General features: G+C 48.8%; 3 protein-coding genes. All 3 read left to right on the forward strand.

Annotation, left to right across the window (positions count from 1 at the left end; all coding sequences use genetic code 11):
• Positions 1-12 precede the first annotated feature (12 nt).
• From fabD to CPIN_RS16955, 3 genes are read left to right on the forward strand one after another with little or no spacing between them, the layout of a single operon-like run.
• Positions 13-1,263, forward strand: a complete 1,251-nt coding sequence (gene fabD, locus CPIN_RS16945) for an ACP S-malonyltransferase (RefSeq protein ID WP_012791060.1) — start codon at positions 13-15, stop codon at positions 1,261-1,263.
• Positions 1,260-14,324, forward strand: a complete 13,065-nt coding sequence (locus CPIN_RS16950) for a non-ribosomal peptide synthetase (RefSeq protein WP_012791061.1) — start codon at positions 1,260-1,262, stop codon at positions 14,322-14,324. Before fabD ends, CPIN_RS16950 begins: the two co-directional genes overlap by 4 nt.
• Positions 14,321-24,682 (forward strand): non-ribosomal peptide synthetase, encoded by a 10,362-nt coding sequence (locus CPIN_RS16955; RefSeq protein ID WP_012791062.1) that lies wholly within the window; start codon positions 14,321-14,323, stop codon positions 24,680-24,682. The genes CPIN_RS16950 and CPIN_RS16955 overlap by 4 nt, the downstream gene beginning before the upstream one ends.
• Positions 24,683-24,686 lie beyond the last annotated feature (4 nt).

The raw sequence follows: 24,686 nt of genomic DNA on the forward strand, positions 1-24,686 counted from the left end.
AATTCAAGTATCATGTTGAAGACTGCATTTTTATTTCCCGGCCAGGGAGCACAATATACTGGCATGGGCAGACCGCTTTTTCAGACATCCGCCATCGCAAGGGAGGTCTACGAACAGGCATCGGATGCCCTGCACATGGATATGAAGAAGCTTTGCTTTGAAGAAAGTGCCGCCACACTGGAACAGACAGAACTGGCCCAGCCCGCGATCCTTACTACCAGTGTAGCTGCTTTCAGACACTATACCCATCAGGAAGGATGGCCTGGTCCGCAATACATGGCCGGACATAGCCTGGGTGAGTATACCGCGCTTTGCTGCGCAGGTGCATTAGACCTGGGAGATGCAGTACGGCTGGTAAGGCAGCGCGGAAAGCTGATGCAGGAGGCCGTGCCGCTAGGTAAGGGCACAATGGCAGCTATCAGTGGACTAAGCGCAACCATCATTAAAGCGGCTTGCAAAGAGGCGCCGCGCGATACCGTATGGATCGCCGCATATAATCTGCAGAAACAGGTAGTCATCGCCGGTTATAAAGAACAAGTCAGTACCGTGATGCAGCAATGTGTAGCGCAGGGAGGAGAAGCAGTACAACTAAAAGTAAGCGCTCCTTTTCATACACCGTTGATGCAGTCAGCCGCTGATCAGTTGCTGGAACTGCTGAACGCCTGTACGATTTCACCATTGCAATGTGCGGTATTATCGAATGTAACCGGTACGCCTTACCAGACAGAAACAGAAATAGTCAGCGGGTTGTATCAACAGATGACGCACCCTGTACAATGGCTGCCCTCCCTGGATTATCTATATAAAAACAGTGTAGAATACTTTGTAGATGCCGGCCCCAGAAAGTTGTTGCGCAACCAGGTGAAAAACCATGGTATGAAAGCAAAAGCTTATGCCATCGAAGAAATAGCAGATGTCAAAGCACTGTTGGAAGATATAAAGGAGAACATCGCGGCATTGCCTACACCTGTCAGTAGGGCCCTGGCCATTGCGATCACTACAAAGAACCGCAATGATGATGATCAGGTATATGAAACAGACGTCATTCTCCCGTTCAGGAAAATGAAACAGTTGCAGGAAAAACTGGAGCAGGAACGCAGACTGCCGGAGCAGGAAGAAGTGAAGAACAGTTGTCTGCAACTGTTACAGTTATTGCAGGCAAAACGTCTGCCTGCAAAGGAATTAAAAGCATGTTTCCGCCGCTTATATTTTGAAACCGGTGCAGCTTTAGTATGGCCGGAGCTTAAAGAAATACAGCTATGATGAACAAGGACATATTTAACATGGATACAGACGCCGGCAAAAGGACCGGCGTCGCCAGACATAGCCGTATTGAACGGATATCCACGACTGATATAGCCATCATCGGCATGAGCGGAAAATTCCCGATGGCCACTGATCTGCAGGTGTTCTGGAATAACCTGGTCACCGGTACGGATGGGGTAGGACCATTTCCTGCCAGCCGTATGACGGAAGTGAACAATTATCTTTCTTCCATTGGAATGCCGCCGTTCAGCCCTGAACAGTTCAAGGAAAAAGGTTTCCTGGCAGATGTAGACAAATTTGATAACAAGTTTTTCTCCATCTCTCACAAAGAAGCCTGCCTGATGAACCCCGCACATCGCCTGTTCCTGGAAGTAGTATGGCATACCATACAGGATGCCGCACTATCATCCGCAAAACTCAAAGGAACGCGTACCGGCGTTTATGTAGGGTTCACCGAAAGAAATGAAGGCTACTATAACCTGGTAAAGGAAATGGAGCCGGAATTTGTCGGTATGGCACATCCGGGCAACGTAGCATCCATATTAGCCAGCCGCATTTCCTACCTGCTCGATCTGAAAGGTCCCGCTGTACTGGTAGATACCGCTTGTTCATCTTCTCTCGTGGCCATACATACTGCCTGTCAGGCACTGCGTAACGGAGAGATCGATATGGCAATAGCCGGTGGTGTTAACCTTAGCTGGCTGCCGGTAAAAGCACCCGATGGCGCCGGTATCGGCATCGAATCTAAAAGCGGAAGAGCAAGAACATTCGACGATCTCTCTGATGGAACGGTCGGTGGAGAAGGGGTGGCAGCAATCATGCTGAAACCTTACCGTGCAGCACTCAGAGATGGCGACCAGGTGATCGCCCTGATAAAAGGCAGTGCCAGTAACCAGGATGGTCGTTCTATCGGTATTACTGCTCCCAGCGTACACGCCCAGGTAGATGTGATTGAGAAAGCATGGCAGAATGCAGGTGTGGATCCTTTAACAATCTCCTACATGGAAGCACATGGAACAGCTACCAATCTGGGAGATCCTATTGAAATCGAAGCAATCACACAAGCCTTTAGAAAATATACCACCAGGAAACAATTTTGCGCGATCGGCGCTGTAAAGACCAATGTTGGTCACCTGGATGCCGCCGCAGGAATGGCAGGCATCATCAAGGCGGCACTAGCCCTGAAAAATAAACAGATCCCCCCAAGTATTCATTTCGACAGACCTAACCGCAGAATAAGCTTTGAAACATCTCCCGTCTATGTGAACGATACGCTGCAGGACTGGGAAACAGAACAACAGGCGCCCAGACGTTGTGGCGTAAGTTCCTTCGGCATCAGTGGTACAAATTGCCACGTCGTACTGGAAGAAGCCCCCGTAACAGATGCGCCTTCCATAAAAAAGACAAGCCCCTTACTGGCCTGTTTTTCTGCAAAAAGCGAACAGGACCTCCTGCTGGTAGCGCAGCAAACACGCGCACACCTCAGTACACTGGCAGACTATCGTGTAGAAGATGTCTGCTATACATTGAATGCCGGCCGCGATCACCTGAAACACCGTTTTGTGCTCGAAATAAATAGCAGGGAAACGCTCGAACGTAAACTGGAAGATATCTGCATAAACGGTCTGCCGGCAGCACAAGCCATCAGGATGGAAAAAGCACAGGCAAGTGAAGCAGCCGCTCTGTTGTTGGAAGAATGGAAAGAACAAGCTACTGCCAGCCTGGTAACAGAGCTGGGCAGTTTATATATCAGTGGTGCGGAGGTTGACTGGCAGCAATTTTATACTGGCAGTAAACACCGTAGCATGGGTCTTCCTGGCTATCCCTTTGAACCCAAAAGATGTTGGATCACATACCCAGAAAAAGTAACAAACAGCACATTCATGGATACTACTCAGCAACAGCCCGCAGTGCAGTCAGCTACCACAGCAAAAGATCGTATTATATCTCAGCTCAGGGAGGTGATAGCAGGCGTATTCGAACTGGCCCCGGAAGAGATCAACACGACAGCTACATTCCTGGAAATGGGACTGGATTCCATTTCTATTATTCAGGTAAAACAGCTGGTTCGCTCAAAATACAGTATAGAAGTTACCATAGATACATTATTCAATGAGGCATCTACACTCGATGCACTCGCTGCTTATATCAGCCGTCAGCTACCGGACGAACCTGTCGCTATTGTCACCGCAACGCCGGTAGCGCCAGTCGCGCCGATAGTAAAGGAAGTGATCGCAGTGCAGACGATCTCAACAACGCCTGCAGGTAAATCAGCGCTGGAAACAATCGTAGAACAGCAATTGCAGATAATGGCTGATCAGCTGAAACTCCTGCATCCTGCTGAATCGGCACCTGTTCCACAACCGGTACAGACGCTTGCCCCGGTGACTGTTGCCAGACCTGCTGTAGTAGCCGCACCGGTAAAGGAAAAGCCACAGCAACAAACTAACTTCCAGTGGACAAGCACCGCATTCCATGACTTTGACGCCCGCCAACGCAGGAACCTGGACGATTTTATCGCAGCGTTTAATCGCAAAACCGGCGCTTCCAAACAACACGTACAGCAATACCGCGCAAGTTTTGCCAACAACAGGAATACTGCGCACTACAATAAAACCCTGAAAGAGCTGTCCTATCCCATCATCATGAAATCTGCACAGGGCGCCCGCCTCCGGGACCTGGATGGTAATGAATACATAGATATGTCGATGGGCTTTGGCGTATACCTTTTAGGGTATAACCATCCTGTCATTGAAAAGGCCATTCGTGAGTATGCCGGCAATTTTTTCCTCGGACCCATGTCCGATCTGCCTGGTGAAGTCGCTGAGTTAATACACGAACTGACGGGTGCAGACAGGGTCGCTTTTTATAACTCAGGTACGGAGGCCGTAATGGTCGCCCTGCGTCTCGCAAGAGCGGCTACCGGTAAAAACAAGGTGGTAATGTTTGCCGGTTCTTACCATGGTACATTCGATGGCGTACTCGCACAACGTGATATGTTCTCCGGTAATTACAATGCCGTACCAAAAGGAGCCGGTATTCCACAGAATATGCTGGAGGATGTTTTACTGCTTGACTATGGAACGGATACTGCCTTACAGGTGATTCGCGAGCACGCACACGAGCTGGCAGCCGTATTGGTAGAACCTGTACAGAGCCGCCGTCCGGAATTCCAGCCGGTTGAATTTCTGCAGGAACTGAGAGCATTGACGGCAGACAAAGGCGTCGCGTTAATCTTCGACGAAATCATCTCCGGTTTCCGTATTCATCCAGGCGGATGCCAGCACAGATTCGGCATAAAAGCAGATCTGGTGACTTATGGAAAAATATCCGGTGGTGGATTGCCATTAGGTATCGTGGCCGGTAAATCAGCCTTCATGCATGGTGTGGACGGTGGTGAGCATTGGCAGTATGGAGATGATAGTCACCCGGTATTTGATCACCGTAAAACCTTTGTCGCAGGTACCTTCTGTCACCATCCGCTCACAATGGCCGCTTCCAAAGCAATGCTGACCTACCTGAAAGAACAGGGCCCCGCTTTACAGGAAACCCTGAATGCCCGTATGACGACACTGGCAGCAGAACTCAATACATTCTTTATTACACAGGGACTACCCATCAGTATCGTTAACTTCGGCTCCCTTTTCCAGATACGTGCAGGTATAGAATTATCATTGTTCTTCTATTATCTGGCCTATAAAGGCATCTATGTATGGGAGGGAATGACACTGTTCATTTCTCCTGCACACACAGACGCAGATATCGCAACCTTTGTAAAAGCAGTAAAAGACACCGTATCTGAAATGCAGGAAAAAGGATTCCTGGTTTCAAACGGCCAGCCGGCGATAGTAACGCCGCGCATTCCACTCACTAACGAACAAAAAAGACTCTGGTTCAAAGTAACGGCAAATGCACAGGCTAACGAAGCATTCATTGCCCGCCGTTCTTTTGACCTGGAAGAAGCTGTGAGCATCCCGGCATTAAAAGAAGCTGTCCGTCAACTGACAGCCCGCCATGAGATACTTCAGACCATCCGCATGGATGCAGAATATCTCTACCTGCAACCAGGACTCACTCCTGAAATCGCCACTGAGCTGACGAAAGCAGCACTGCCATTTGACCTTGCCGGAGGGCCCCTGTTCCGGGTAGCCGCACAGGCGCAACCGGATGGAAGTACAAGGGTGCTGTTTACCATCCACGCGATCATCGCAGACGGCTGGTCCCTGAGCACACTGGCAAATGAACTGTCACAGCTATACATAGCTGCAGTCTCCAATACAGCAATTAGCTTACCTGCAGCGCCATCCTTCAGACAATACGTAGAATGGATGCAAGCGCAACATACATCTCCCGCCGCACGGGAAGCCGCTGCTTACTGGCAGACGCAATTAAAAGATACAGTAAGCACGCCTGCCTTGCCCGCTGTATCCGGTTCCGTTCTTACGCAGGATAGCGCCGGCGCCGGTTGGGTATGGGTGCTGACCAGACAACATACCGAAGAGGTAAAGAAATTTGCACAGGAAAACGGATTAAGCCTGTTCATGATGATGCTGGGTAGCTTCGAATGCCTTCTGTATCGTTTGAGTGGCCAGGCCCGCATGGTAGTCGGTATCCCTGCTTCTGGTCAACTACTGATGGAATTACCTGGTATGGTAGGACAGTGCAATCAGATCCTGCCTTACATACATGAAGTGAACCCTGCACAGTCTTTCCGGAACTTCTTACAGGAAGTAAAACAGGCATGGTTAGGCTGTTATAAATACCAGCGTTTTTCCTGCCTGGACCTGCTGCAGGATGAAAATGCAGAGGATAGTTTCCCGGATATAAAGGTCTTGTTCAATATGGATCCTGCGCTGCGTAACGTAGAAGTAGAAGACATACAGGATGACGCCGTAAGCGAGAAAGCAGGGGAGAATAAATATGACTTTTTCCTGAACGTAATAGAAACAGGTGGTTTACTACGCCTGCACTTCCAGTTCAATAAAAACTATTACCCTGAAAAGATAGTGCGTGCATGGATCGATAGCTTTAGCGCGATGTTGTATGCCGCTTTGCAGCAACCTGACAAGGCAGTGGCTCAACTACCCGTAACAGCCTTTCAGGCGCCGGTAATTCCCGTAAATACAATGACGCCACAGGCGAAAAATTCGCTGCAGGCTGTATTGGAAGAGAAAGCAGCACAGCTGCGCGATGAAGTAGCGTTAACATACAATGGTAATACCTACACTTACCAGTATATTAACCATATCGCCGGTTGTTTTGCTGGTTACCTGCAAAGAAAAGGTCAGGGTAAAGGCCAGTTGATCGCCGTACAGACAACAGGTGTGTTCGAAACATTATTGGTCGTACTGGCTGTATTGAAGGCAGGAAGTACCTATACTCTACAGACTACAGAACAGGAAGACGCCGCCGTAATCGGGGATGATATATTCCTGAAATGGCTGAGCAGACAGAAACCCGGTATGAACAATTACCTGAGCGTAGATGTCAGCGACGCCGCTCCGGCCAGAATTGCCGGCGGACTGCAGATCAGCCATCGTAACCTGATCGCTTATCTCACGGAGATCAGCAGAAAGACAATCGCCGCTTCAGCTAATGAAGGCTATACAGTGATCACAGCAGAGATAGACAGTAATAGCTGGACAGATATCATACTTGCCGGATGGTTGTCTGGTCAGCAGGTGTCAGTGTACCAGCAATTCAATGCCGCCGTCGTAACTGGTAACACCTTCCTCAGCAAACAAAGCTGGACACAGCACATATTACTGAACGATACCATTTCTTTACAAGAAGAAAGCAGCCTGTTTATCATTGCTGCAACGCCGCTGACAGATCAGCACATCCGCAGATGGGAAGACAAAGCCGTAGAAGGTAGTCAGGCCGGCTATTTTTATGCACCGGCAGGCGCTCCGCAATTGTTATCCTGGACACCGCTCTCCGCTACCAGTGAAGAAGCTGCTGTTGTAGCCGGTGTATGGCCGGTAAAACAACCTATGCATGGTATCAGGTACTTTATACAGGATGCCACAGGCAATGTACTGCCACACGGCGTATATGGTAAACTCCTGGTGCAGGTAGCCGATGCGTATTGGTCTTCCGGTATTGCCGCAAGACTGCTCGGAGAAGGAGAAATCGGAATAGATAGCTTTACACCACAAAATACCGGCAGCAAAACATCGCTGTCTGAACTTATACAACTCTACACAGGAATAGGAGATGTAAGGATCAGTGATTCCCATGACTGGGTATACCTGATCACAGATCGCTTTGATGCGGCATCGCTGCCTGCCTTAATGCAGTATTTACACGATGCAGGCGTTCCTGAACAATACCAGCCCGTAAAGTATGGTACGATTTCACCTGCCGCACTAAATGCAGCAGGTGGTTTCGACGCCGGCAGCGTACAATCGCTGGCGCCTGTAGCAGGCGCCGGTACACTGAATGCTGACCCGGTAGAAGAAAAAGTAATTGCACTCTTCCGCAGACTATTCACTTCCCGTAAATTCTTTACCGTAGAAGACAACTTCTTCGCATTGGGTGGTAACAGTATCAGCGGAATAAAACTCTTATCCTGGATTTACAAAGAATGGGGTATTAAACTGGACATTGCGTCCCTGTTTGAAAGCCCTGTTGTAAAACAACTGGCTGCCCTGATCAAAAAATCCAGCTACGGCGCCTTTACCAGTATTGAACGCTTGCCGGAAGCAGATGATTACGAAGTATCACATGCACAGAAACGCTTGTGGATATTGAATCAGAACGAAAGTGAAAGCCTCGCCTATAACATGTCCAGTACCTATGTACTGGAAGAAGGATTCGACAAGACAGCGTTTGAAAAAGCGCTCTTAGACCTTGTAGCGCGGCACGAGATATTGAGAACAACGCTCATTGACAAGAACGGGGAATTAAGACAAAAGGTACATGCGCCTGGTAGTCTTCCGGTAGGATTGGTAGTCACCGATCTCAAACAAGACCCCGATCGTGAAAAACGTGCCATGGAAATCGCTATCCAGGAACGTAATACAACCTTCGACTTCGAAAATGGTCCGATGCTGAGAGCCCGTCTCGTAGAATTGGAAGACAACCGCAGTTTATTCATACTCACCCTGCACCATATCGTATCAGACGGCTGGTCAAAGGAAATCCTTACCAGCGAAGTATTGAATCTCTATGCTGCTTACACACAGAATAAACCGCTTGATCTGCCTGCCTTGCCTGTCCAATATAAAGATTACGCAGCCTGGCAGAATGCACAGATCAGACTGGGGGAAGCGGCTTCCGCAAGGAACTACTGGCTGAAAAAGTTCAGTGGTGATCTGCCGGTACTGGAACTACCTGCGGACTATCCACGTCCTTCTGTTCGTTCTCAGAATGGCGCTAACTGCGCCGTTTTGCTGGACAACGACACCGTACAGCGGGTAGTCGCCCTCGCAAATCAACAGGAATGCACACTCTTTACCTTCCTGTTTGCAACCATCAAGATGCTGCTGTACAAATACTCCGGCCAGGAAGATATTATTGTCGGTCTGCCGGTCTCAGGACGTGACCACCCGGATATTGAAAAGCTGGTGGGCCTGTTTGTACATACACTGCCAATCCGCACTACATTTAAAGGAACAGATACCTTCGGCACGTTCCTGCAGAATGTGAAACAGCAAATGATGGACGCCTACAGATATCAGGTGTATCCGGTAGATCAGCTGGTGGAAGACCTGAACGTAAGCTGGGAGATCAGCCGCCGTCCGCTCTTCGACGTAATTGTAAACTGGCCTGATATTGACAACGGTATTGTAAAAGCGGAAGAAGAAGATATGCTGCCCGCACGTACCTATGATGTAGTGCGTAACAACAGTATGTTCGATCTCTCATTCTCTTTTATTCAGTTAGCTGGAAATACCCTGGAACTGAATATTAATTTTAATACAGACATATATGCGGCAGCAAGTGTACAGCGGATGCTGGACCACTTTGTACAACTGCTACAAAGCATCCTGCACGATACTGCAAAGCAGGTAGATAAACTCGCTTATCTCTCTGCCGCCGATACCACAGCATTACTTGGTTTCTCCGGCGACGGTAAATTAACGGTACCGCAGCCTGATCTGGTAAGTCTCTTTGAATCAATCGTGCAAAAGCAAGGCAACAAACCAGCCTTGCAACATGGCAACCAGGTACTCAGCTATATACAGTTGAATACACTGGCCAACCAGCTCGCTGATTATCTCGTGGAAGAATTCGGTATTCTGCCAGGTGACAGAATCGGTATCATGGCAGAACGTGATACCTGGATGGTGGCCGCCGTATTGGCCGTCCTTAAAACAGGCGCTGCTTATATACCGGTTGATCCGGAATACGCACCGGACAGAGTCGCCTACATGATCGGTGATAGTGGTATCAATGTACTCATCACCGGAGCAGGTATTCCCGAACAGCTTTCCGCTGCTATCAAAGTACTGGACCTCTCCGTTTTCGCTACACAGGCAAAACAATATAATAGCGATAATCGTCCTTACAAACCAGGTACAGATGCACTCGCTTATATCGTTTATACTTCCGGTTCTACCGGCAATCCCAAAGGCGTAATGATCGGCCATAAAGAATTGCTGGGCTTGTGGAGTAGCCTTGAAAAAGGGTATAATCTGGATACTTTTGATGTGCGCGTACTGCAGATTGCCAGCTTCTCCTTTGACGTATTCTTTGGCGATATGCTGCGTAGCATATTCAGAGGCGGCGTGATGACCATCTGTCCTTCCGCCGTTTATTTTGATCTGCCTGCCTTTTATGAACTAATCAGCAGCCGGCAGATTAACCTGCTGGAATCGACACCGGGATTACTCCTGCCTTTACTCGACTATGTATACGAAGAAGGAAAAGACATCAGTTTCCTGAAAATACTGATCATGGGTTCTGATGTCCTTTCCGTAGAAGACTATCGCAAAGTACACGATCGTTTCGGTCACACTGGTCTGCGCATTATCAATAGCTACGGAACAACTGAAACAACCATCGACTCCGGCTTCTATGAAGGATTGGGAACAGACCTGCGCCCTATTGGTTACGTACCTGTAGGCCGCCCGCTGGAAAATACCCGCATGTATGTACTGGACAAACACCTCCAGCTTTGTGGCATCGGTATTACCGGTGAACTCTGTATCGGCGGCGCAGGTGTTGGTCGCGGCTACTGGGGTAGACCAGACCTGACCAAACAACGCTATACAGCAAGTCCATATGCTGCTGGTGAACGCCTCTATCGTACCGGAGACCTCGCCCGCTGGACAGCAGACGGTAACCTCGAATTCCTCGGTCGTGGCGATAACCAGGTGAAAATACGTGGTTATAGAATCGAACTGGGTGAAGTAGAAAGTGTGCTGCAGAGTTATAAAAATGTGCGTGAAGCCGTCGTGCTGGCGGAAGAATTAAAAGGTACCGGCAAACAACTGATAAGTTATATCGTATGGCAGGAAGGCGCTGACGAACAGGGCCTGAAAGAATGGATGCGACGTAAACTACCTGTCTACATGCATCCGTCATACTACATGACACTGGATCGTTTACCGCTGACTGCAAACGGTAAAGTTGACCGTAAACAATTGCCGCTGCCGGAAGTAGTGAACGCCAATGTGTATGAGGCCCCACGTGATGAAGTGGAAACAACACTTGTCAAAATATGGGAAGAAGTACTGCAACGGGAAGGAATAGGTATTACTGATAACTTCTTCGACCTCGGCGGTCATTCCCTGAAAGGTATCCGCGTCTTGTGGCGTATTCGTAAAGAGCTGGGCGTAGAAATTTCATTCTCTGATATATTCAAATACTCCCGCATTACAGATCTGGCCACACTGATCGGAGGCGCACGTGTAGTGCCTGCAGCAGCAGCTTCTAAGGCATTGCCACAACTGGAACAGCAGCCACGATACGAATTGTCCCACGGACAGCTGCGTATGTGGATACTGGGACAGATGGAAGAAAGCCGCTCCGCATACAATATGTGTATGTCCTTCGAACTAAGGGATACCGTTGACGAAAAGGCACTGGAAAAAGCTTTCCAGCAACTGATCACCCGCCATGAAATACTGCGTACCATCTTTGTCAATGATGAAGAAGGCGTATGGCAACAAATCCAGACACCTGAAAGCTTTGGATTCAAAATATCAAAAGAAGAACTGATCGGCCTGGATCTGGCACAGCAACAACAACGTCTCGCAGAACTTTCCGCAGCAGAAGTACACTTTTGCTTTGATCTGAGCAGAGGCCCTTTATTACGTGCACATCTGCTGCAGATGGGAGAACAGTTCTCCGTACTGCTGATCAATATGCACCACATTATTTCTGATGGCTGGTCCATAGAAGTAATGATGGAAGAACTGACAAACGTTTATGAAGGACTGATCACCGGTAACCCTGTCGTACAGGAGCCACTGCGGATGCAATACAAAGACTATGCTGCAGAGCAGAATAAATTGTTAAACGGTCCGGAAATAGCCACTTACAGGAACTACTGGATGGAACAGTTCTCTGGTGAATTGCCAGTGCTGAATATGCCGGTAGACAATACACGACCTGCTGTCAGAAGTTATAAAGGTGCAAGTGTAAGAGGTACTTTAAGCAGACAGGATACCCGCCTGTTACAAAGCACGGTACAACGGCAGCCTGACAAGAGTATGTTCATGGTATTACTGGCCTGCACGAATGCATTGTTATATCGTTATACCGGCCAGGATGATATTGTATTGGGTGTACTGGTAGCCGGTCGTGAACATGATGACCTGCTCGATCAGATCGGGCTATACGTAAATACCCTGGCATTGCGTACTCGTTTCAATGGAAACGAAAGCTTCAATAACCTGCTTGAAAAAGTACAGGATGGCTTGCTGGGCGCATTTGAACACCAGGTATATCCGTTTGACCTGTTACTGGAAGATCTTAACATTACCGGAGACAGAAGTCGCTCTCCGCTGTTTGATATTCTGATCATCTACAAGAAGGAAGAATACGATGAAGCAGTGGTGGTGAAAGCTGAGGGGAAGAAAGGAGAGGACGTTCATATGAATGACCTCCAGAGAGAAGACAGCAACATCAGTAAATTCGATATGACCATCAGTTTCCGGGAGGAACGTGGTGGTATTTACCTCAGTATCAATTACAGAACAGACATTTTCTCAGAACAACGTATGCAGCAGATGCTGGAACATCTGCAGGAAATGATGCGCTCTGTAAGTCGTGGAATGGATAAGCCGGTATCTTCTATGCAATACCTGACAGCAGGTGAACGCACCCTGCTGCTGGAACAGATGAATAACACTGCCGCTGACTATCCACATGATAAAACAATCCATGCATTGATTGAAGCCGCTGTCGCACGTACACCGGACCAGATAGCAGTATTGCATGAAGATACAAGCATTACTTACGATGAACTGAATAGTAGCGCCAACCGACTCGCGCATTACCTGACAGATAAATATGGAATCGGACCGGGTAAGATAGCAGGGGTATTGGTAGAACGTTCGGAAAAAATGATCATCTGCCTGCTCGCTATCCTGAAAACAGGTGCCGCTTATGTACCGATTGATCCTGAATATCCGGAGGAACGTATCAGCTACATCATTGCTGATAGTAAACCGGATGTGATCCTGAGGGACAATGACCTGGATCCTGTGATACTCTGGAGCGATCAGTACAGTGATGCCAATCCGGACGTACAGACCGATACATCCGACCTGGCTTATCTGATCTATACATCAGGTTCTACCGGTCGCCCAAAAGGAGTATCACTGATGCATCGCAACGCAGTCAGCTTTATTGACTGGTGTCAGCAGGAGTTTAAAGAAGAGGTATTCGATACCGTCTTTGCAATGACTTCCTACTGTTTCGACCTGTCCATATTTGAGATGTTCTACACATTGAGTGTAGGTAAACAGGTACTGGTACTGAAGAGCGTAGTCGATATGCAGCAGTACATCGAACGGATACCTAACGTACTGTTGAATACAGTACCTTCTGTAATAGACAGTCTCATAAAACTGGGTACCAACTTCAGTAATGTGAAACTGATCAATATGGCTGGAGAACCTATCCCATACGCCACAAAAGTTCACTTCAAAGGCTCAGGTATTGTAATACGCAATCTGTACGGTCCTTCAGAAGATACGACCTACAGCACCTGCTATAAATTCAATGATGATGATGACAGGATCCTGATAGGTAAGCCGATCAGCAACACGAAGGTCTATATCGTAGATGCGAATAACGACCTGGTGCCACAGGGCTTGTCCGGAGAACTGTGTATTTCCGGCGCTGGATTGGCCAGAGGATACCTGAACCAGGAACAGTTAACGGCAGAGAGATTTGTTCCCAATCCGTTTGAACCCGGTGAACGCATGTACCGCACGGGTGATATCGCCCGCTGGACCTACGATGGTTACATTGATTATCTCGGCAGGAATGATGACCAGGTGAAAATTCGCGGATATCGTATCGAGCTGGGAGAAATACAGCAGGTAATGGTCAACCACGAAAGCGTAAGGGAAGGGGTGATACTGGCAGTAACGCTGGAAGGCGGAGACAAAGAACTGGTAGCATATATCGTATGGAATGGAGAAGATAATGAAGAACTGTTGCAACGCTATATGAGAGAGAAGTTACCGGTTTATATGCAGCCGGCACACTTTATCACACTGGACAAAATGCCGCTGAACAGCAACGGGAAAATTGATAAGAAAGCATTACCAATACCTAAACCGGTAGTTGTTATCACCGCACCTGTAGAAGTGATCGCTTCGCCTGTAGAAAAAGAACTGATCGCCATCTGGGAAGATGTCCTGCAACGTAAAGGTATCGGCATCTCAGACAACTTCTTCGAAATAGGAGGGCACTCATTGAAAGGTATGCGTGTGCTGGCAAGAATAAATGCGGCTTTCAGTACCCGCTTCACATTAAAAGACATTTTCAGGAAACCAACGGTAGCACAACAGGCCGCGGCAATTGAAGAAACCCGCCCTGCTCCGCTCACCGTTGAGAAGCAGGAAATTAATAACCAAGAAGAAATAATTATATGAGTATTGCCGCGTTAATGACCGCGCTGAACGATCTGAAGGTAGAACTTACGCTGACTGGTGACGATCAACTGAAAATTATCGCACCGCAGGGTAGTGTCGGACCGAAACTCATTGAACAGATCAGGGAACATAAAGAAGCCCTGATCCGTTCTCTGAAAGCCGGTAAAGATGCCGCTAAGATCCGCCGTATTCCGGCTGCACCGTTGTACGAAGTATCACACGCGCAACGTCGCCTGTGGATATTGCAACAGCTGGATGAAAGCCGTTGTGCTTACAATATCTGTGTAGGCTATGAGCTGAATGGAGTGCTTGACAAATCTTCTCTGAAGAAGGCATTTCAAATGCTGGTAGCTCGTCACGAGATACTGCGTACAGTATTTGTGAACGACGCAGGCGGATTATGGCAGAAAGTGCTGGGCACTGACGTGGCTGGTTTTAACATCATAGAAGTTTCCCTGGAAGGGAAAGAAGCTGTTGCTCAGCAACAAGACATTGAAATACTGGCAGAGCAACTCTGGAAACATGCGTTTGACCTGGCACAAGGTCCGCTTTTACGTGTACAGCTGGTAACGCTGGGCGAAAAAAGGCATATGCTGATGATGGGTATGCACCATATCATTTCAGATGCCTGGTCGCTGGAAATCATGATGAACGACCTGGTAACACTGTACGGCATTGCCGCTACTGATGAACAGGCGCCGGAAGAACTGGCCATCCAGTACCGGGATTTTTCTTACTGGCAGAACCGCCTGTTTGAAAGTCCGCGGATGAAGGCACACGAGCGCTACTGGAATGAGCAGATGTCAGGCGAAATTCCTTTGCTTGATATGGCGACTGATTATCCAAGACCCGCCCGTAAATCTTATGCTGGTTACACAAAAACCATATGGCTGGATGCCGCAACAACTAAAGCATTCAGAGATATGTTGCGTACACAGCAGGGCGCCAGTATGTTTATGGCATTGACAGCATGTGTAAATGCCCTCCTTTTCCGCTACACTGGTCAGGAAGATATCATACTCGGTACTCCTGTCGCGGGTAGAAGCACAGAAGAGCTGTCTGGCCAGATCGGCTGTTATGTCAACACATTGGCCCTGCGTACCCGCTTTAATGGTGATGAAGGGTTTAACAAATTGCTGGACAAGGTAAAAGAGGTACTGCTGAATGCCTATGAACATGAAGTATACCCCTTTGATAAACTGGTAGAAGACCTGGGACTGGTAACAGAACCCAGCCGCTCCGCCTTATTCGATGTGCTGATCAGCTACCGTAAAATAGATATTCCCCTGGGAGTAGATCATACAACGTCTGAAGAGGGAAATAACGAAGCTGAACTACAGGTAAATGAGTTCGTAGCCGGTGAACGCGAAAGCAGCAAATTCGACCTCACCTTTAATTTTGAAGAACATAGTGACGCGATATGGCTCGGTATTAACTACAGTACTGTACTTTTCTCTTCACAGCGCATCGATCAGATGCTGCTGCACATGCAAGGAGTCATCAAAGCTGTCAGCAATAACGCCAGACAAACATTGTCCGGGATTGCTTTTCTGCAGGAAGAACAACGCCACCTGTTATTAAGCAACGGACATATCGCCCCGGCAACTACTGAAGCAGAGACATTGCAACAGCTCTTTGAATTACAGGTAACGCGTACACCGGAGCATATTGCCCTGGTAGCAGAAGGCCGGAGCCTGAGCTATCGTGCGCTGAACCAGCAAGCTGACTGTATTGCAGCAGGACTGATCCGCCAACTGAGCGTAAAACCCGGCGACATCGTAGCTATCAGGATGGATCGTACACCCGCAGCAATAGCCGCATTGCTGGGTATTCTTAAAGCAGGTGCCGCCTATCTGCCCATCGATACAGATTATCCCGAAGAACGCATCAGCTACATGCTGGCGGATAGTAATGCCCGTATTGTGCTGACGGAAGAGTTATGTGCTACACTGATAGCTGCAAATGAAACATGCAATGCAACAAATGGTACGGCAAGCGCTCATGACCTGGCCTATGTGATCTATACATCCGGTTCTACCGGTGCGCCAAAAGGCGTGATGATAGAACACCATGCCGTGTTGAATCTCCTGGCAGGACTGCGTAGTGAAATGCAGCTGCGGACTGACTGGCAATACCTGCTGACAGCCTCCCTGTCATTTGATGCAGCCGTTAAACAGATATTCATACCCCTGACGGCCGGCGCTACACTACACCTGTCAAAGGATACCGCGGATGTTACTTCGCTGGTGAAATATATCAGGCAGCAACATATCAATGTGATGCACGCCATGCCCATGTTATGGAAAGCGATATTGGCAGAAATTGCAAACACAGGGGATGCGCCCTCCCTGTGCTGTCTTTCATCCGGTGGTGACGAACTGGATAAAGAATGCATGGAAGAAATGAAACGCCGTTTTCCGCAGGCCGCCATATACAATACCTATGGGCCTACTGAAATCTGCGTAAATGCTCTGATTTACGACCTTCAGCAGCCAGGTGCACAAGCGCCGCTGCTGGGAAAATGTCTGCCCGGTTATCGCGCCTACATTGTGGACAGGCGCGGCAATCTGATGCCGGAAGGCTATCCGGGTGAATTATGCATTGCTGGTACAGGCCTGGCGCGGGGTTATCTTGGCAGGGAACAGCTTACGCAGGAGCGTTTTGTAGCTGATCCGTACAATCGCGGGGCGCTGATGTATTTGACAGGAGACCTTGTTCGCCGGGCCTGGGACGGCAATATCGAATTCCTGGGTCGTAACGACCATCAGGTAAAAATTCGTGGCTACCGTATCGAAATCGGGGAAGTAGAACGTACTGTTGCACAGTATGAAGGTGTAAAGGAAGCCGTTGTGGCCGCCTGGCAATCGCCTGCTGCTGAAAAAGAACTGGTGTGTTATACCGTATGGACAGCAACTCCTGATGAAGCGGGCCTGCGTACACACCTGCAGCAATTCCTTCCCCGCTACATGCATCCCGCCTATTACGTGACACTGGATGCCTTGCCATTAAATGGTAATGGGAAGGTCGTACGTAAACAGCTGCCAGCGCCTGTACTGGAGGTGACGAGCAGCCGGTATGAAGCGCCGCGTAACGAAACAGAAGTGCGCCTGGTCACCATATGGGAAGAAAGCCTGCAACGTAAAGGAATAGGCATTCACGATAATTTCTTTGAACTGGGTGGCCACTCTCTCAAAGGTATGCGCATGTTATGGCGCATACGCCAGGAGTTTGGTGTAGATATTCCTTTCAGAGAGCTGTTCCTGCAAGCCACTATCAGCAAACTAAGTACCTGGCTGCAACCCGAAAACATAACCGCTCCTGTCAGCAACGATGCACCGGTACCCGTACCCATCGCTGATAAATATCCCTTATCCCACGCACAGCAGCGTTTATGGATACTCGATAAACTGGAAGAAAGCGTTACCGCCTACAATATCTTTACCGGCTACGAACTGAAAGGTAGCCTGGATATAAAAGCCCTCGATACCGCTTTTCTGCAACTTTTACAGCGCCATGAAATACTGCGCACCGTATTCAGAAGCGATGAAGAAGGCCCCTGGCAGTATGTGCTGTCTCCGGAAGAAAGCGGCTTCGAAATGGGGTACACAGATCTCTCCGCAAAAGGCATCATTGCACAACAGCAACAGCTGGCGCTGATCACAGGAGAAGAAAAAGAATACCGCTTCGCACTGGATCTTGGCCCGCTTATCAGGGTCCAGGTAATACGCCTATCTGTCATTCAGCACGTATTACTGCTGAATATGCACCATATTATTACAGATGGCTGGTCACAGGAGGTCTTGCTGCAAGACCTGGTAACCTTGTACGCAGCAGCAGTACAACAAACGCCGGCTGACTTACCAGCCCTGCCCATTCAATACAAAGATTACGCAACCTGGCAACGCAAACAGCTGGCCGGTATCTTCGCAGAAAAACACGCCGGATACTGGCGGGAACATCTGCGCCACCTGCCGGTACTCGAACTGCCGGAAGATTATACACGTCCACCGCTTAAAACCTTCAACGGTGCTACCTTACAGACCTGGCTGGACGGAGACGATTATAAAGCATTACAGGCATGTCTGCACCAACGCACCGGTATCAGCATGTTCATGCTGCTGATCGCTGCCCTCAAAGCACTCTGCTACCGCTACACCGGACAGGAAGATATCGTACTCGGTACGCCGGTAGCCGGTCGTGATGATGCAAGCCTTGCCGGACAAATAGGCTTCTTCGTCAATACCCTGGTATTACGTACCGCTTTTGACGGAAATGATACCTTTAATAACCTGCTGGAAAAAGTACAGCAGACCTTACTGGACGCTTACGAACATCAGTTCTATCCCTTTGATAAATTACTCGAAGACCTCCGGATTACGCCGGATCGCAGCCGCTCAGCATTGTTTGATGTAATGGTTGCTTATGCTACCGCAGGTGGTGGTGCTGACGGACAGACGCCGGACGAGTTACAGGTAATGGAATATGAAACAGGTGAAGTAAATATGAGCAAGTTCGACCTGACCGTTCATTTCACTGACTATACAGATCAACTTGCCATCTCAATTAATTATAACACAGATCTGTTCTCCGCAGCGCGTATTACCGCCATGCTTGGACATTTTAGCCGCCTCTTACAGGCCGTTACCCATAACCCGGAATTGCCATTGTCCGTAATTCCTTATCTCAGCGAAAGCGAAGAACAACAATTACTGACATCCTTTAATAATACAGCAGCTGTCTACAACCGGCAGACAACCATACACAAACTGTTTGAAGAACAGGTTAGCCGTAACGGAGAAGCTGCCGCGGTAACATTCGGTGAGTCAACACTGACCTATGCGGCGCTCAATACACTGGCAGAGAAAGTAGCCCTGACATTGCAGCAACAGTTCAATGTCACCAACGGATCTTTCGTAGGCGTAATGATGGATCGTTCCGACCGCCTGATCGTTAGTCTGCTGGGTATTCTGAAAGCCGGCGCCGCCTATATCCCTGTCGATCCTTCTTATCCGGCAGAACGTATCAGGTACATGCTGGAAGATAGCAAACCGGTAGTACTGGTATCTGATAATCCGCTGGCAACGCACGTAGCGGGTCAGACTACCCTGGTCACCTACCAGCAGCTGATAAGCCACGAGCATAATGACAGTACTGTATGCGGCCTATTCCCCGCAGCAGCAAACGATCTGGCTTACGTGATCTATACTTCCGGTTCTACAGGTCGTCCTAAAGGGGTGATGGTAGAACATCGTTCTGTTATCAACCTGTGCAACTGGCATCAGCAGTCATTCGGACTCGATGGTAACTCCCGGTCAACTGTATATGCAGGTGTCGCTTTTGACGCATTAGGATGGGAAATATGGCCTTATCTACTCTCCGGTGGATGTATCTATCCGGTCAATGCAGAATACCGCACAGACGCTAACTTATTACAATCTTTCATAGACAGGAATAACATTACTCATGCCTTCGTGCCGACTGCCCTGTATGAAGAACTAGGCGGCCGCCTCTCTCATCGCCAGGATAACAACCTGCAATTGCTGGTAGGGGGAGACAGACTGAATAAAGTATATCCGGGTGCAACCGTGATCAATAACTACGGTCCGACAGAAAGTACGGTAGTCGCCACCTCTGCTGTCTGTACGACAGCCGCTGGTAGAATCACCATCGGAAAGCCTGTAAGCAATACACGTATCTACATCCTGGACGGCAACCTGGAGCTGAAACCTGTCGGATACGCCGGCGAACTGTGTATCGCAGGAGAGGGGCTGGCCCGCGGTTATCTCGGCAGAGAAGAGCTGACAAATGAAAAATTCATAGACAATCCATTTGAGCCAGGCAACCGCATGTACAAAACAGGCGACCTCGCAAGATGGACATCTGACGGCAATATCGAATTCCTGGGTCGTAATGACCACCAGGTGAAAATACGCGGTTTCCGTATCGAAACAGGTGAAATCGAGCAGCTTATTCAACAGCATCCTGCTGTGGCAGAAGTGCTGGTCACCACATGGGAACCTTCACCTGTAGAAAAAGAACTGGTCGCTTATATCGTATGGAAAGAGAAAGCAGACGAACAGGACCTGCGCAAATCGCTGGATCTGCAGTTGCCAAGATATATGCATCCCTCAGTGTATGTAACGCTGGATAGAATGCCGCTCACCGGCAATGGGAAAGTAGATCGCCGGCAACTGCCTGTTCCGCAGCTGGAAGTCAAAAACACCTGTTACGAAGGTGCCGCCAGCGATGCACAACAACAGCTGATCAACATATGGGAATCCATTTTGCAACGCACCGGCATCGGTATCCATGACAATTTCTTTGATCTGGGTGGTCACTCGCTGAAAGGCATGCGGATGCTATGGAAAATACATCAGGAATTCGGCGTTGATATCCCCTTCCATGAATTGTTCAGCCGCCCGACTATCAGCGACCTTTCAGAACGCCTGTTTGGAACGCAACAACACACCTCGCTTGTATTAGAACCAGTTGCGGTGCAGGACAGATACGAACTGTCACACGCGCAGCGACGCCTCTGGATACTGGATCTCTTAGAAGAAAGCGCGGGTGCATACAATATCGTTTCCGATCATGTGCTGTACGGTGAAATCAATCGCTCCTTACTGGAAGCAGCTTTCAAAGGATTGATCGACCGGCATGAAATACTTCGTACCATATTCAGCAGTGATGAAGAAGGTGAATGGCAACAGGTATTGCCCGCCGACCAGTTCACGAGCAATATGCAGTACACCGACCTGACCGACTACGATGAAGAAATGCAGGACCGCCTGCTGGATGATATCCGCGATGCGGAAAGACATTTCAGATTCAACCTTGGGAAAGGTCCGCTGTTCAGAATACAGGTGATACAGCGTAGCAATAATCAGTATCACATCTTACTCAACCTCCATCATATCATCGCCGATGGCTGGTCAATGGAAGTACTGCGCAGCGAACTTGAACAGCTGTATGCTGGTAAGGAACTGACGCCATTGCCGGTACAATACAGAGACTACGCCGCATGGCACAATAAACAACTGGATATCGATGAAACACATGGCAGCTACTGGAAATCACAACTGACAGATAGCATCCCCATACTGGAACTGCCGGCCGATTATACCCGCCCTGCCATAAAAACATATAACGGCGCAATTGAAGGCGCCTGGTTGAATAAAGAAACCTGCAGCAGACTGCAAACCTGCCTGCAAAATACCTCCGGCACTAACATCTTTATGCTGCTCGTAGCTGGCCTCAAGGCACTGTTTCACAGGTACACCAGGCAGGAAGACATTGTACTCGGTACCGTCGTAGCGGGTCGTGACCATGAATACCTGTCCGGACAAATCGGTTTCTATGTCAACACACTGGTGCTGCGTACGCGCTTCACCGCTGACAATACTTTCGGTGAGCTGTTACAACAGGTACAACAGGTAATGGTTGACGCTTACACTCACCAGGCCTATCCTTTTGACAAACTGGTCGAAGACCTCGACCTGGCTGCTGACCGTAGCCGTTCTCCTTTGTTTGACGTAATGGCGTCCTACACGCGGAGAACGGACGCGGTAGCAGGTGAAGAAAACAAGTCTGCTGATCAGTCCTTTAAAATGACCGGTAGCGGAACAGCAAGAACCATTATCAGCAAATTTGATATGACCGTTCATTTCGCTGAACATGAAAATGGGATTGAAATGTCGGTAGTATACAATACCGACATCTTCACGAAGAAAAGAATCAAAAGGATGCTGGCACACCTGCAGGAATTGTTTGCCGCACTCAGTAATAACATAGCAATACGTTTATCAGCAATTACATACACAACTGCGGAAGAACGTAATACACTGGATCTATTCAGCTATAAAGGCGAAACGCCTTATCCCGCTACGCAGACATTACATGCCTTGTTTGAACAACAGGCACAGCGTAAAGTGGATAGCCCGGCAGTAATTTATGAGAAAGAGACATTGAGTTACGCGGAGTTGAACAGGGCGTCTGATCAGGTAGCCTGCTACTTACGTCAGGCATATCATGTAAAAAATGGAGATCTGGTAGGCTTGATGATGACACGCTCTGCACGACTGATGGTATGTTTACTAGGGATACTGAAAGCCGGCGCGGCCTATGTGCCCATCGATCCGGAATATCCGGCAGACCGCATCCAATACATGCTGGAAGATAGTCAGCCTGCGGTATTGATTACTGACACGGAAGTGCCTGATGCACTGAATGACGGTGTAGAAGTCATGCATGTCAATGCCGAATGGGAGTTGTTGTCTTACTATCATGATACAATAAAACTTCCGGCAGACAGTCAATCTCTGGCTTACATTATTTACACGTCGGGTTCTACCGGCCGTCCTAAAGGCGCAATGATCCCTCATCACGCAGTGGTGAATCTCTGTACATGGTTGCAGGAATCAATATATGCAGCACATGGTGGTGAACTCACCGCCATGCTGACCGCCTCCGTCAACTTCGACGCCTCTGTGCAACAATTATTCGCACCGCTTTTATCTGGCGCAAAACTGGTCATCATCAGTGAAACAGACCGCCGCAATGCGGAAAGTTATATCCGCCAGTTAAAAGAACAGCAGGTGGCCGTGATTGATATCACACCTGGTTATCTCAGAGTACTACTCGAAGTACTGAAAGAAACAGGAACAACTGATTTGAATGTACAATACGTCCTCGTGGGAGGAGAGGCGCTGCCTGCGGAAGAACGTGCCCTTTTCCACCAGGTCTTTCAGGGTAAAGCACAACTGATCAATGTATACGGCGTAACCGAAGCCACCGTCGATTCCACTTACGAAATAGTGGAGGCAGATGATGACAACAGCCTGAGTATTGGTCGCCCTTTGAAAAACACAAGGATCTACATACTCGACAAAAATTATCATACAGCAGGTATCGGCATCCCCGGTGAATTATGTATCGGTGGGGTAGGTGTCGGATTGGGTTATCTGAACCGGGAAGAATTGACAAAAGAACGGTTTATCGACAATCCATATGTCGCCGGTGAACGCCTGTACCGCACAGGAGATCTGGCCCGCTGGGCAGAAAATGGTACCATCGAATACCTGGGCCGTAGCGATAACCAGGTGAAGATCCGCGGCTACCGTATAGAAACCGGCGAGATTGAAAATGCACTTCTGGCCTGTCCGGAAATACGCGAAGCCGTTGTACAGGTATATAAAGCACCTACCGGCGATAAGTTGCTCGTAAGTTATATCGTATGGCGCGACACAGTAATGGAAGAAGCACTCCAGGAATGGTTGAACAACAAGCTGCCGCGCTACATGCATCCTGCTTACAATATCACCATGGCGCAACTGCCACTTACGGCAAACGGAAAGGTAGACCGCAAAAAACTTCCTGATCCGGATATAACAGCAACGACCGTTTATGAAGCGCCGCGTACGCCTGTAGAAATCGCTTTAACCGCTATCTGGGAAGAAGTGCTGCAACGTAGTCCGATTGGCATACATGACAGCTTCTTTGCTTTGGGTGGACATTCACTGAAAGCCATCCGTCTGATGGTCAAAGTGGCTAAAACATTTGACCGCCGGGCCAGTATCCGCGAACTCTATGAATATCCGGATATAGCCTCGCTGGCAGCCTTCCTGGAAAGACCGGAAGACGCAGCCGAAACCCTGGTATTCCCGCTGAATAGCTGTCAGGAAACAGAGACGCCGCCGTTGATCTTTATTCCGCCGGTCATTGGTTCTGCCACCATCTATAGACAACTGGCAGCACAACTGGATAAACAATACGCCTGCTATGGTATGCAGTACAAAGGCTTCGGAGGTGGCGCCTTCGCCACTTCAATAGAAGACATGGCCGCCACCTTTGTACAACAGCTACAAGATAAAGTACCGTCGGAAGAATACCTGCTGATGGGTTACTCAATGGGCGGACTGATCGCCTATGAAACAACCCGGCAGCTGGAAGCCGCAGGAAAGACAGTAACGCTGCTCCTGCTGGATAAAGAAGCCCCGGTTCTTACCTCCGGTATAAAAATACTGCCGGCTGGCGAGGTGCTGGAACAACGTTTTACAAATGAACTCCGCAGCTGGGGACTCAACGCAGGTGAACTGCCACAGGAAGATCACCTGAAGAAAATGTACCAGTCTTCTGTCAGCATGATGCACGCTTATCAGCCTGCCGGCCCGGTCAAAGCAGATATCATCGCTTTCGAAGCCGACAGCAGAGAAACATCCCTGATGGATTGCTGGCAACAGTTCACAACCGGCAGCTTCGATCATCATCGCTTACAGGGTGACCATTACAGTGTAATAAAAGATAGCCGCTTAGCCGCCTATTTATTTCAACTGGGATATTCCAGAACGATCATTCATTAACCGT

Origin of the sequence: Chitinophaga pinensis DSM 2588, assembly GCF_000024005.1 — a bacterium.
In the GTDB taxonomy this organism is placed as follows: Bacteria; Bacteroidota; Bacteroidia; order Chitinophagales; family Chitinophagaceae; genus Chitinophaga; species Chitinophaga pinensis.

Excerpts from the sequence above, each read along its gene's own strand:
- CPIN_RS16955 (WP_012791062.1), top strand. The coding sequence starts at position 14,321 with ATGAGTATTGCCGCGTTAATGACCGCGCTGAACGATCTGAAGGTAGAA.
- CPIN_RS16950 (WP_012791061.1), top strand. The coding sequence starts at position 1,260 with ATGATGAACAAGGACATATTTAACATGGATACAGACGCCGGCAAAAGG.
- fabD (WP_012791060.1), top strand. The coding sequence starts at position 13 with ATGTTGAAGACTGCATTTTTATTTCCCGGCCAGGGAGCACAATATACT.